Here is a 14,997-nt window from a genome sequence, read left to right as displayed (position 1 = left end):
GCTGTTGTGACGGGTATAGTTTTCTGTACGAAGAGCCGGAAACAAATAGATTTGAACAAATAACATATGACGAGCCTTCACAGGGAAGGAGGGTTCTTTATAAGAAAATAATGTAAATAAATTACAAAATATGAATAAAAAGGTTGTGAAAATGAAAGGGATCTATTATGTCTATTCAATTTACTATGAAATGAGGTTCGTAGTGGATGAGAAAACGCTTCAAGTCGTTTAGCTTTCTGTTAACGATGTTGCTTGGCATACAGATGTGTCTGCCCTCAGCGGCCATCTTTGCAGCAGAAGAAACGGACATATATTTCAAAGATTACAATGATGGCAACATCGCTGGATGGACGGCGTTTCGAGGAACAACTACATTTACAGCAGATCAAGGTGCGGTAAAGGCGGTGACTCAAGGGGCTGTTTTTTTAGCAGATCAAGAGTCACCTCAAGTTGCGAATGCTGAATATGAGGTGAAGTTAAAGTTTAATCAAGCAGCAACTCGTTTTGGATTGGTCTACCGTTACAAGGATCAGGATAATTTTAATGCTATTCAGTATGATGTAGGCAGCTGGGGCTGGTACCAGATGAAAAATGGAGAGGCGACATATGGAAATATTTCTTCTCCAGCATTTACGTTTGCTGCAGGTCAACAGTATACCTTTAAATTGCGGTATGAGAAAGACACCGTGGACTTATCGATTGACGGCAACAATGTACTCACGACGAGCCTTCCAAGCTTATCTACAGGTGCAGGTAAGATTGGGCTTCGCAGCTGGTTTGATAACAAGACGATACTGATCGATGATGTGAAGGTAACCCCAATCATCACAAACGATCCGGTGCCGAAACCAATTACGATTATAGAAACTCTCAGATCCAATGCATTGGCTGTTGAAATCGATCAGGAATTCCCGCGTGTGAAAAAATACATATGGACAGACAACGGCGCGGAAATGAACGGACAGATAAACGGTTTTAATGAATTGAAAATAAACGGGAAGTCTTATTTCCCTGTGGCTTCTGATTTCACTAAGAAAGAAGCAGATGCCAATCAAGGGGAGTCGGCTTCTTACACACTTCAACTTCCAGAAATTAAAGTGAACATTAAAGTTGAGATGGAACTGAAGGACAATGTTCTTCACTTTAAAGTGACAGGCATTGAGGAATATGGAACGGTAAAGGTTAACAAGATTGAATTCCCGAATCATGACCTCATCTCTGTGCTGGGAACTGAGCCTAAAGCAGAGGAGACAGCTGCCTGGATTACCGGTGAGTGGAATATTGTGAAGGAAGAATACAACTATCTTACAAATGATTCACCAGCGGATGTAAGCGGGAGCCGTACTTATGCATTTTTAAACAACGATAAACTGGCAGCGAGTGTAATTACGAACGTTGTTGATGGCTTTGACAAGGTACGTGTTAAAGTGGCGACAGATACGGTATTGAATACCAAGAAGGCGGCACTTTCTGGTGGGGCATGGACGTATCGGGGTAGCACTGTGCTTGATCCAGAACCACTGCCTTGGGCAAAAGTTGTATTGACACCGGATGCAAACAAAGACGGCGTAGTAGATTGGCAGGATGGTGCAATAGCATACCGTGATCACGCTGATGCTCCATATCAAAGTGAACTGATCCGTGACAACATTTCATATATCAGCATGAACATAGGATCTACTACAACGTCTCCGTTTTTACGTGCTTTTGACAATGCGAAGAAAATAGCAAATCTTACGGACGGATTTGGACAGATTATTCTGTTCAAAGGTTACCAAGCTGAAGGCCACGATGATTCTCATCCTGACTTCGGCGGGCATATCGGTATCCGACAAGGTGGAGCGGAAGATTTCAACTATGTTCTGAGTGAAGGGAAGAAATACAATATCCGCGGCGGTGTACATATTAACGCAACGGAGTATATGTTGGATGCTTTTGAAATTAAGATGGAGAACTTGAATCAACCGCTTAGTAAAGGATGGGGCTGGTTAGACCAATCGTTCTATGTGAACAAAACGAAGGATTTGGAATCCGGCGAATTAAAGCGTCGTCTCGATATGTTGAAAAGCGATACCGGCGATAATCTGTCCTTTGTTTACGTGGATGTTTATACAGGTGCCGATTATAACGCGAAAAAGCTCGCAGAGTATATTAACGGGAACGGCTGGATGCTCGGTACCGAATTTGCTGGCCCACTTTACGAGCAGTCTACTTGGGTTCACTGGGGAACGGATCCTGGATATCCGAACCAAGGTAATGATAGTAAAATCATTCGTTTTATCCGAAATGAAACATTAGACGGATTCTTAACAACTCCACTGCTTAAAGGAAATAAGCAGGTTGGCGTAGGTTATTGGCAGAACAGTGCTCCATTCTACAGTTACCAATCAACAACTGCCGCATTCTTCAATCATAATCTACCAACGAAGTATATGCAGTATTTCCCGATTATCAAGATGACAGACAACCGAATCGATTTTGAAGAAAATGTGGTTGTTGAAAGAAAGAATGGCAAGATTCATCTAAGCAAGGATGGTCGTGACATTGCGATCATGACAGACAGCAGCAACATTAGTGATAGCACAGTGTTTATCCCTTGGAGTCCTGTAACAGAGGATAAAATCTATCACTGGAATCCTGCAGGTGGCAAGTCCACTTGGACACTTCCTGAATCGTGGAATGGAGTAACGACAGCACAGCTTTACAAACTTACTGACTTAGGTCGTGAACATGTTGGCAGTGTTGAAGTTACGGGAGGAAAAGTAACTCTTACAGCAGAGAAAGGCATTGGTTATGTCCTGTATAAGACGACCGCTCAAGAACAACCGGAAATGGTATGGGGCGAAGGAAGTCCAGCTAAAGACATGGGATTTGACAGCCAAGCATTCGGTTATTGGAAGAAATCTTCCACAGCTGCGAATACGGATCATATTAATTTTGTGAAGAACAGCAATGCGGATGACCAGCTTCAAGTTAAAGGTCCTGGTGATGCGCTCATCGAGCAGACGCTTACAGGTCTGACACCTGGTAAGACGTATTCTGCATCCGTATGGGCGAAGATCGATGGAAAGCGTAACGTTGAAATCGGTGTAAAACAGGGTGATGATCAAGTCACGAATGTTCTGGATAACACAGAGCATAAATACTTGTCCGGCCAGCACAAATATGTGGGTGCGAGTTTCCAACGGATTAAGGTTTCGTTTGACGCCGTCAGTGAGACAGCTGATCTTTACTTTAAAGTAGAAGAAGGAAATTCTACAGTAACCTTTGATGATGTGAAAATATGGGAGAACCCGACCAAGACCGATGCGGGAGATTCCGTGTTGTTTGAAGATTTTGAGAACGTAGATGAGGGATGGGGACCATTTGTTTATTCAAAATCGGGCCCAGTACGTACCCATCTGGTTGAAAAAGGCGGCAATCAGAACATGACTTATGTTTTGGATGGAACATGGTCGCTGAAGACAAATGAAGAAGGCACAGGTGAATGGCTGCGTACGCTGCCTCACACACTCAGGATGGAGGAAGATCATCGTTACCATCTAACAATGGACTACAATTCCGACGAGACAGACATGTACACCGTGGCAGTTCGTGTTAATGAGAATGGGGTTGTTCGTGACCTGGTTTCTGAGAATTTGAAAGAAGGTCGTCATACGCTGGATCTGTCCTTTTCAACGGAAGGGGCGAAAGACGCCTACCTAGCCATTATCAAGAACAAAGTGAACAATCAGAAAGAGTTAACTGGCACGCTTGTTGTGGATAATATTCGCGTCGATGATGAGGGTGCAATCGTTCCGGAGGAAGGCGTTTTGGTCACCAAAGTAACCTTTGCGCAGAATCAACTCGATCTGAATAAAGGAGAGTCTGCCGCCATTACCGCTCGTGTTGAACCGGTAAATGCGTATGATCGGTCATTACAGTGGAGCTCTGACAAACCTGAGGTTGTATCAGTGGATCAAACGGGTAAAGTGACGGCTCACCAGCCGGGTACTGCTACTATTACCGCAACAACGAAAGACGGTAGTAAGATAAGTGCAAGTGCAACAGTGAACGTGCATGCACCTAACGAATTAATTCCACAATCGCAGATGTCTGCAAGTGCAAGCAGCTTCCAGGCAGGTGATGAACCTAGCAATGCGATTGATGGAGATGAAACGACATTATGGCACACCAAATGGAGTCCAGCACATTTACCGGAGTCTATTACGCTGGATCTTGGAGGCAAATATAGCATTAATCAGTTTAACTACAAACCGAGAGCAGGTGCTTCCAACGGTACAATAACAGGCTACAACTTGTACACTAGTGTTGACGGAACGAATTTCACGAAAGTCGCAAATGGTTCATGGGCACGCGATGAAAAAACGAAAATTGTCCGTTTCAATGCTGTTGAAGCGACACATATAAGGCTTGAAGCCGTGGAAGGCGTAGGTAATTTTGCATCTGCAGCTGAGCTGAATGTGTTTAAGACCGTGGGTGAGTCCGAAGAGATTAAAGTGACTGGTGTTACAGTCGATAAAGAGCGGCTAGAGCTTAAAATAGGCAGTTCGGGTGAACTGAATGCACTCATTCAGCCTGAAAATGCATCGAATAAATCCTTACAATGGAGCAGCAGTGACGAAACCATTGCTACGGTTGAACAGAATGATGGAAAGGCGGTTGTCAAAGCCCTGAAAGTTGGGGAAACCGTGATTACGGTAACAACGACAGACGGCGGCTTCACCGCATCAACGCAAGTAATCGTAACTGAAGAAGATGTTGAACAGAAACATGCTTCATCTTTAACAGCGCCAAGTCAAGTTCAATCAGGAGAGCAATTCAGAGTTCAATATGGATTACGTAACCTGACAGAGACGATCTACGCGCAGGACATCAATATTGAGTACGACGCAGACAAGATGGATTTCGTTGATGCAAAGTCTCTGATTACAGGAGTTAGCATTATTGATTCAAACCACAGCACTCCTGGGAAACTCCGTTTTATTGTCGCTAGCGAAGGAGCAACGAATGGGATTAACAACAATGCAGAAGTGTTGGAGTTAACCTTTATAGCGAAGGAGATTGACCAGACAGAAAACGGTACAGTAGCCGTTAAGAGTGCAGTCATATCAAATGATCAAGGGAATGAGATCAATACCGTTGTATCATCAGTGAACATTGAAATCAGTAAGACGGGCACGGTTACAGACGGCGACATCAACGGTGATGGCAAAGTAACCATCGGGGATCTTGCAATAATTGCAGCTCAGTACGGTAAGACAACAGCAAGCCCAGATTGGGAACAAGCGAAGAAAGCTGACATCAACAATGATGGTAAAGTCGGATTGGAGGATCTGGTAATTGTAGCTCGTAAAATTGTTCAGTAATACGGCAAACGATGACAAGGCTAGGTACATGTGTGAGTAACAAAGCATGCTGTACCTAGCCTTGAAGTTTATAAACCAATTATTTTGGGGGATGAGAAAATTGAAAAGATGGGTTTCTGCTTTAACTATTTTTTGTTTGTTATTTTATTTGATACCGCTTCAAGCGGCATCCGCAGCGGTAGGGGAAAATGCCAAACCGAAAGTAATTCCAAGTCTTCAAGAGTGGACGGGAGGCAGCGGTTCGTTTGAGATGACCGCGAGTTCTCGAATCGTAATCACGACTAACACCTGTTCTTGTAAGTTACCTGCTGTAGCTGAAGTGTTTCAAGAAGATCTTCAAGAAATTACCGGATATGATCTACCCGTAGTAGTTGCCAAATCAGCTTCTAAAGGTGATTTCTTACTAATGATTGATAAAGAAGCCGACGAGACGATCGGTAAAGAAGGGTACTTCTTTGAAGTTGGAGATTACGTGAAAATCCATGCAAACACCGAGACTGGTGTGTTCTATGGAACTAGAACAGCACTTCAAATTTTGGAGCAGGATCCTGAGAAGTCGAGCATTGTGAAAGGGGTAGCGAAGGACTTCCCTAAGTATGGTGAACGTGGCTTTATGCTTGATGTAGGGCGCAAGTTTTTCACGATTGATTACCTGAAGGATTACGCTAAATTTATGTCCTATTATAAAATGAATGATTTTCAGCTTCATCTGAACGATAACGAAATCTTTAAGGATAACAGTCGGGAGCATTGGAACAAATACACGGCTTTCCGCTTAGAAAGTACCAAATATCCGGAATTAACGGCAAAGGATGGGCATTACACGAAGCAGGATATGAGGGAATTGCAGGATATCGCGGGAATTCGAGGACTTACGATAACACCGGAAATTGATACACCAAGTCACGCCCTATCCTTTACTATAGTTAGACCTGATTTGGTCAAAGACAATTTACCTGTCGATCATCTGGATATTACTCGTCAGGAAACTGTCGATTTCATCAAGGATGTATGGGATGAATATTTGGACGGACAGTGGTTTGATGCGGAAACATTTCATTTTGGAGCAGATGAATTCGCTCCGAATGATAGGTCCACATTTGAGGATTATCGAAAATTCCTCAATACGATGAATGAACATTTTAAGAGCAAAGGCAAAAAAGCAAGAATGTGGGGCAGTTTGTCTGCATTCCCTGGATCAACACCAGTGGATAAGGATATTGCAGTAAACGCTTGGAATAACGGATGGCAGGATCCGGTCAAATCCGTTCAAGAAGGATTTAAAATCATTAATACCGTGGATGGCCTGCTATACATCGTGCCGAAGGCTGGATATTACTATGATTATCTGAATTCTGAGTGGCTTTATAACAACTGGGACCCTACCAATTTCGGAGGAAATGTCCGTCTTCAGGAAGGTGAACCGAATCTGCTTGGCGGTATGTTCGGTGCATGGCACGATATGATGGGCAAAAAAGTGAGTGAAGCCGATGCTCATGACCGGATAAAGCAAGCGATGCCTGTCCTAGCCGAAAAAATGTGGAGAGGGAAATCCACTGATGGCACGTATGCCGAGTTTAAACAATTAGCAGCAAAATTAGGAGAAGGTCCTGGAACAAATCTTTTGCTGGAAGTTGAATCTGCTGGCGATGTTGTTGTTCATTATCCTTTCGAAGAGGGAACAGAGACGACAGTTGATCAGTCGGGCAATACTTACGATGGAACAAAGAGTAATGGTGTTACTTATGTGGACGAAGGCAAAACAGGGAAAGCTGTGAGATTCGGAAGCGTTTCAGATCACATCGAAACACCTCTTAAGGTGAAAGGTCTTCCTTGGACTGTCTCAGCTTGGGTTAAGCTTGATGAACAAGAGGCAGATGAGATGATATTGATGGAATCTGCTTATGGTGCTCTTAAATTGAAACAGAAAGGCACCCCGTATGCAGGATTTAGCCGAGAAGGTTACGATTTCAACTTTAAAGCTGCGATTCCGGTCGGGCGTTGGGTACATGTAGCGTTCAAAGGCGATTTGAGCGGAACTTCTCTATTTATTGATGGGGAGCTAAAAGGAACCGTTTCGGAAACAACATATCTTCACACAGCGGTTGTTGGCAGCAAGTCGAATTCATTTAAGGGGCTGCTCGATGAGTTTAAGATCTTCAATCGTACCCTTTCAGGCAAGGAAATTGCACAAGAGGCGGGATCGCCTGATTGGACGATCAATTTGGCTGCACACAAAACAGCGGTAGCTTCATCCGTTGAAGTACCTCAATTTTCAGCTAACCTTGTTGTGGATGAGATCACTTCCGGTGCATCACGCTGGTCCTCTAAGTATACGGACAATGAGTGGATCTACGTTGACCTTGGCCAAAGCATGGACATAAACAAAGTTGTTTTTACATGGGAAAACGCCTATGCGAAGGGATATAAAGTTCAGGTATCCGATAATGCGGAGAACTGGCGGGACGTATTTACGACGAGCGCTGGAGTTGGTGGCGTAGAAATCATTAAATTCCCGACCGAAAAGGCGAGATATGTTCGAATGCTGGGCACAAAACGCGCTGGAAGTTATGGTTACTCCATGTATGAATTTGAAATCTACGCACCTAATCCAGATGATCCTGTAGATGTTCCGGAGCCAGTGAGATATTCAGCAAACTTTGAGAACAATTCATTGGATGGATGGGAGCATGTTATTGGTAAAGGCGTAGGGAAAATGGAGCTAGTTGAAGCACCTGATCAGGCAGGAGAACATGCCGTCAAGTTCACCTCGAACAGTGTGAACAATCTGTTTGTAGATCAGCAATCTCCAATCGTCGGTGATGGTGAAATCGAGTTCAAGATTACTCCGCAAACGGATACGATTCGATCTGGAGTTGTCTTCCGTTATGTCAATAATGATGCCTGGGCATATGTGGGCTTTGACCAAGGGTCTTGGTATTGGGTGAACGCACAAGATACTTATGGTGCATTAACCAACGCACAGGGAGCAAGGTTGAAAAAAGGTGAGACAGCGACAGTAAAGGTCAAGTTTGAAGGTAAGCATGTGACGTTGACTGTCAATGGCACGACATATTATGAGGGTGCTATTGCGCAGCTTCCAACAGAAGCTGGAAAAATGGGAGGCAGAGTCTTCGGTCCATCTGTCTCGGTGTTTGATAACTTTATGTACAGCAATAACGTTGCGGAAGTTCCGGTAACGAGTATCGAGCTGGATAAAGCTGAGATTTCACTGAATGCAGGAGAAACAGAAGTGCTAACTGCTTCACTAAAACCGGGGAATGCAACGAATAAGCAAGTGACTTGGTCCAGCAGTGATGAGACTGTTGCTACGGTTCAAGTTCAAAATGGGAAAGCCGTCATCACTGCCCTCAAGGCGGGTACAGCTGATATTACTGCGACTACCGTGTCCGGCGGACATAAAGCTGTAAGCAAGGTTACCGTAGTTTCAGATGTTCCAGGTGAGACAGCGACACGTTTAACAGCTCCACAAACCATTCCGTATGGACAGAATTTTGATGTAAGGCTAGGTCTTCAACATGTTACGGAGTCCGTGTATGCGCAAGATATCACGATTGACTACGATTCTTCGCTGATGGATTTTGTATCCGCAAATTCGTTAGTGGATGGCGTTGGCGTCCTTGAGACAAAGAATTCAGAAGGAGTCGTACGGCTGATTTTGGCTAGTCAAGGTTCTGGGAAAGAAATTAAAGGAGATGTCGATGTCGTTGATATTACCTTTAAGGCAAAGGATCTAACAGAACCACAATCTGGACGTATTGCTGTGAAGAGTGCAGTTCTGGGAGATAGCGAAGGACAGGAAACAAGTGCACTAGCTTCATCGGTTCAAGTAGAGTTTACAACGACGACGAATCCTGAACCTTCTACAGATTTGAACGGTGACGGTAAAGTCAGCATTGGCGATTTGGCTATTGTAGCAGCGAACTACGGTAAGACTTCTGCAGACGCAGGATGGGATAAGGTGAAACACGCAGATCTTAATGGCGACGGTAAAATCGATCTGATGGATCTAGTGCTGGTAGCGCAAGACATCGTTATTAATTAGTTATTAAAACGAGTGGATGGTGAGAATGAATGAAGCTAAAGCGAGTTCTGCCGTTGTTATTACTCTTCTCCATGATTTCTGCTAATTTCACAGGACTTCACACGAATGCAGCCGTTTCGCCAGATTATCCGGAGTGGAACAACAATCCGGAAGTTTTCCAAGTTAACAGGGAAGCTCCCCATGCTTCCTTTATCCCTTATGGTGATGTCAATTCCGCGCTGAAAGGCGCGGATATGATGTCAGCGATGCTTGACTATCCCTCGCCTTATTATCAGTCACTAAATGGACAATGGAAGTTTAATATGGCGAAAAATCCAGCTTCCAGGCCGGTTGATTTCTACAAAGAAACTTACGATACAAGTGCGTGGAAAGACATCAAGGTTCCGGGGAATTGGCAGTATCAGGGGTATGATTTTCCTATCTATACGAATGTGACATACCCTTTCTGGGGAAATGGAAACAGCACAAACGTTCAACCGCCATTTGCTCCAACGGAATATAATCCAGTCGGCTCCTATCAGCGGACATTCACCGTCCCCGCTAATTGGGATGGCAGACAGACATTCATCTCTTTTCAGGGCGTGGAAAGTGCATTCTATGTATGGGTGAATGGTGAAAAGGTTGGTTACAGTGAAGATAGCTTTACAGCCAAGGACTTTAACATTACCCCTTACTTGAAAGCTGGTGAAAACAAACTATCGGTTGAAGTGTATCGTTGGTCGGACGGTAGTTGGCTCGAGGATCAGGATTTCCTTCGTCTTAGCGGAATCTTTCGGGATGTTTATCTGTTCAGTACACCATCGGTTCAAATCCGTGATTTTACCGTAGTTACGGATTTAGATGCGGAGTATAAAGATGCTTCCTTGAATTTGAAGGTGGATGTCCGCAATTTAACAGATGATACTCCTGGTAATCATACCGTTGAAGCTATGCTATTCGATGCGAATGAGCAACCGGTGTTTCAAGAACCTATCATTATGGATGCCAGATTGAATGGAAAATCAGAGGTGGAAGTGACCGGAACGAAACAGGTGACGAATCCTTTGAAATGGTCGGCTGAATCACCGAACTTGTATACACTCGTCTTCAGTCTGAAGGATTCAAGCGGAAAGGTGATTGAAGCCGCTGGTACAAGAGTCGGTTTCCGGGAGTTTGAAGTCGAGGTAGCGGATGATGGCAGTGGAAAACAGCAAATGAAGCTGAATGGTAAGCCAATTTTGCTTAAAGGCGTGAATCGTCATGAAGCAAGTCCGGACACGGGACGCGCGCTCGATCCGGATCTCATGATTAAAGATATCGAACTCATGAAGCAGTACAATATAAACTCTGTGCGGACGTCTCATTATCCGAATCATCCGTTTTGGTATGATCTGGCGAACCGTTACGGCATTTATGTTTTGAATGAAGTGAACCTTGAAACTCACGGGGTTTGGAATTCCATTCCGACGAATAAACCGGAGTGGCTGGAGAATGTTAAGGACCGTTCGGCAAGCCTCGTGGAAAGAGATAAGAATCATCCATCGGTTCTGATCTGGTCGCTTGGGAATGAATCCGGAACGGGCTCTAACTTTATCGCACAATCTGAGTACATTCGTAGTCTGGATCCAACACGGCCGATTCATTATGAAGGGTACAACGATGCAAGAGTTACCGATATGGTCAGCCACATGTACTCCCCGGTTTCAACCGTAGAGACGTATGCGAAGAGTAGTGATCCGCGTCCTTATATTTTGTGTGAATATGCTCACGCGATGGGGAACAGCGTTGGAAATCTGCAAGAGTATTGGGATGTCATTCGTAAATACCCGAATCTGCAAGGTGCGTACATTTGGGATTGGGTCGATCAAGCCGTTCGGTTAAAGACACCATCTGAGCGAACTTATTTGACAGACGATAGCCAATCTTTTGAAGCGGATTATACAGGTGTTGTTGAGGCGAGTGACGGTGATGTTACAGGCGTACTTAAGCCGAACAGCAACGTGTCTCCTTCCGTGACACTGCCGAACGAATCGAAGTTTAACCTTACGGGTCCATTAACGGTGGAAGCATGGGTGAAGCCACTTGCTAACATTGCGAACAGCCCAATTGTGGCAAAAGGCGATACTCAATTTTCCTTAAAAATGAACGGGAATAACAAGCTTGAGTTTTTTGTATATCGAAATGGTGTATGGACAGCAGCCACTGCGGATTTGCCTTCAAATTGGTTGAACAACTGGCATCATGTTGCAGGTACTTATGACGGAACGGACTTGAAGCTTTTTGTAGATGGAAAGATCGTGGCAACCAGAGCGTTTACAGGAAATATTTCTGCTAACTCTCATCCTCTGACAATTGGTAAGGACGCACAATTAGGTAGAACTTCAAACATGATGTTCGATAAAGTGCGTGTCTACAACAAGGGGTTAACGCTTGAAGAGCTGAATGACAATACGCGTACACCAAACCAAAATACCGTACTATGGATGGACTTTAATCCTGCGAATGCGAAGTCTGAGCCGCTGGAATCCATTGAATACCTTGGCTACGGTGGAGACTATGGAGATTCTCCGAATGACGGTAATTTTTCGGCTAACGGACTGGTTACATCGGAACGTGTTGTTCAGCCTGAACTGTTAGAAGTAAAGCAGGTTTATCAGGACATATTGGTTAAAGACATTGATTTATCGACTGGTAAAATCGAGCTTAAAAACGAGTTTTTGTTCACAAATTTAAATGAATATGAAGGAACCTGGGAAGTAAAAGCCGATAATCAGGTGATCGAACAAGGAGTTATCGATGAATCGGCACTTAATATCCCTGGACTTTCCACAAAACAGATAACTCTTCCTTATAAGATGCCAACTTCCAAGCCTGGAGTAGAGTACTGGATTAACATCAGCTTTAAGCTGAAACAAGACAAATTATGGGCGGAAAAAGGGCACGAAATTGCGAAGCAGCAGTTCAAGCTGCCTGTAGATGTGGAGAACTCACCGGTTCTGGATCTTTCAAAAATGCCGGAACTTACGGTGGAGGAAAATGATCAGCGAGTAACTGTATCAACAGAAGATATGGAGATTGTGTTCAACAAATCAACAGGTACGCTCGGTTCATTCCAATATGAAGGAACTGACCTGATCAAGAATGGACCAGTTCCGAACTTCTGGCGAGCACCGATTGATAATGATGTTGGAAATGGTCATCCAAATAGAACGGCAACTTGGAAAAACGCAGGAAAGAATAGAACCGTGAACCGTGTTCAAGTAACCAAGATTGGAGAAAAGACAGTACGAATTGATGTGGAAGAAACACTTCCAACATCAACGGCATCCTCTTATAAGACATCGTATACGATTTTTGCAAACGGAGATATCAAGGTATCAAACGAACTGAAACCGGGCGCTGCAACCCTGCCAGAAATTCCTGAAGTAGGTAATCTAATAATGATCCCTGGACAGTTCGAACAGATGACTTGGTACGGAAGGGGACCGGTAGAGAACTATCAGGATCGTAATTCTGGATCGGATATTGGTCAGTATAGCGGTGCTGTTAAAGACCAGTTCTTCCCTTATATTAAACCTCAGGAGACGGGGAATAAAACGGATGTACGCTGGGTTGCACTCACCAATAATGATGGGGCAGGACTCATGGCCATTGGAAGTCCAGTCATTGAAGCGAATGCCTTGCATTATGCACCGGAGGATCTGGACGGTCCGAAACATCCTCATGAATTGCAATATCGCGAGGATATTACACTTCGGTTGAATTACAAACAGATGGGACTTGGAGGTGACAACAGCTGGGGAGCTAAGCCTCATGCTCCATATATGCTTCTAGCTAATAAGACGTACAACTATAGCTATACGCTTAGACCAATTCCTGCGAACACGAACGATCTTATGAGCTTGAGTAAAGGAGTCTCAACGATACATCTTGTTCAAGCTATTAAAGTCGATGGAAAAGCTCTTGCCGGTTTTGATCCGGAGAAATCCAGCTATACCTATAACGTGCTGCGGGGCACGACTAAAGTGCCTGTGGTTACCGCTGTAACAGCGGGTGAGAGCGTCGTTATCGATATCAAACCTGCTAAGGACCTCACGGGAACAACTGTAGTTACGGCAACATCTGAGGACGGTAAGACAACCCAAACCTACGAAATTAAGTTCAATGTGGTGGATTACTATTTAAGTGATATGAATTGGAAAAGTGCGACTACGGGCTGGATGACCGTACAGAAGGATAAGAGTGTGGAAGGCAACCCGATCCGCCTCATGGGATCTTCTGGAGTCGTAACTTATGAAAAAGGTATTGGGACGCATGCAAACTCAGAAATTATCTATGATTTGAGCGGACAGTCTTTCAAAACCTTTGAAACCATCGTTGGGGTTGACCAAGAAATTGGGAGTACAGCTGCTGGTAAGAACACAGTCGTGTTCCAGGTGTTTCTTGACGGGGAAAAAGCCTATGACAGTGGATTAATGAGAGCTGCTACACCAGCGAAAGAGGTTCGCTTAGACATTAGTGGTGTCAAGGAATTAAAACTGGTTGTCCTTGATAATGGAGACGGTAACGAGCAAGACCATGGTGACTGGGCGGACGCCAAGTTGATCAAAGGCGAAGAGCAGGAACCTGCAACGGATACCCATATCACAGGTCCGGATCAAATTACAGCTGGGAAGACCTTTGATCTGGTTTACAACCTTGGCAACACACCTCAAGAAGCATACGCTCAGGACTTAACTTTTACGTATGATCCAACACAACTAGAGTACATTTCCACTGAAAAAGCAGATGAGGATACGATGATTGTGAATGAGCTGAAGACTTCAGGGCAAATTCGACTCATTCTTGCCAATCCAAATGGAGGAGATGCCAAGGGAGAAACACTGAAGCTCCGCTTTAGTGCAAATGCAACAGACGCAGAGCAAACCGCTACAATTACGCTTGCTAAGCTGCTGATCGCTAACAGCCTCGGGGAGGAAAAAGAGCTGACTGGTGGTTCACACCAGATTCATATCAAGAAGGGCAGCATCGTTAATAAGGAAGCTCTCATTGCCCTTATTGCCGACGCTCAAAGTAAGCTTGACGCGGCGGAAGAAGGTAATGATGAAGGACAGTATCCGGTTGGATCGAAAGCTGTGCTCCAGGCTGCAATTGATAAAGCTCAAGTTGTCGCTGACGATTCAAGTGCTGAACAATCCGAGGTCGATCAATCGATCCTTGATCTGACAAATGCACTGAACACGTTCCTGGACTCTGTAATCAAACCAACAGGTGAGATCGGTGACCTTAATGGAGATGGTAAAATCTCGATCGGTGACCTGTCCATCGCTGCGGCTGCTTATGGAAAAACTTCTGCAGATCCAGATTGGAACAAGTACAAAAAATCCGATGTGAACAAAGACGGTAAGGTAGACATTAGTGACCTTGCATTTATCGCACAGAAAATACTTCAGTAAAAAAACGAAAGACCTATAACATCATGAATAGCGGCAAGACAGGGATTTCATCACAGCTAATGCTGTAGTATCTTGTCTTGCCGCTTCATTTATTTTCTAGGAAGTGAGTGCAATGAATTTAACACCA

3 protein-coding genes are annotated in these 14,997 nt (G+C 44.3%); all 3 read left to right on the top strand.

The window, feature by feature from the left end; genetic code table 11:
• Positions 1-206 precede the first annotated feature (206 nt).
• The 3 genes from ACFQV5_RS10655 to ACFQV5_RS10645 all read left to right on the top strand — a co-directional run bounded on the left by ACFQV5_RS10655 (position 207) and on the right by ACFQV5_RS10645 (position 14,870).
• Positions 207-5,369, top strand: coding sequence for an endo-alpha-N-acetylgalactosaminidase family protein (locus ACFQV5_RS10655; protein ID WP_379246484.1), 5,163 nt, complete (start codon positions 207-209; stop codon positions 5,367-5,369).
• Between the two features lie 100 nt (positions 5,370-5,469).
• Entirely contained in the window at positions 5,470-9,435 is a 3,966-nt protein-coding gene (locus ACFQV5_RS10650; protein WP_379246482.1) for a family 20 glycosylhydrolase, read from the top strand.
• Between the two features lie 29 nt (positions 9,436-9,464).
• On the top strand, positions 9,465-14,870 hold the full coding sequence (locus ACFQV5_RS10645) for a glycoside hydrolase family 2 TIM barrel-domain containing protein (RefSeq protein WP_379246480.1): 5,406 nt from the start codon (positions 9,465-9,467) through the stop codon (positions 14,868-14,870).
• Positions 14,871-14,997 lie beyond the last annotated feature (127 nt).

The sequence above is a fragment of the Paenibacillus sp. GCM10028914 genome (assembly GCF_042666275.1).
Classification (GTDB): Bacteria; Bacillota; Bacilli; order Paenibacillales; family Paenibacillaceae; genus Paenibacillus_AQ.
The sequence above is the reverse complement of the archived record's forward strand: the minus strand, read 5'-3'. Positions and strand labels throughout refer to the sequence as shown.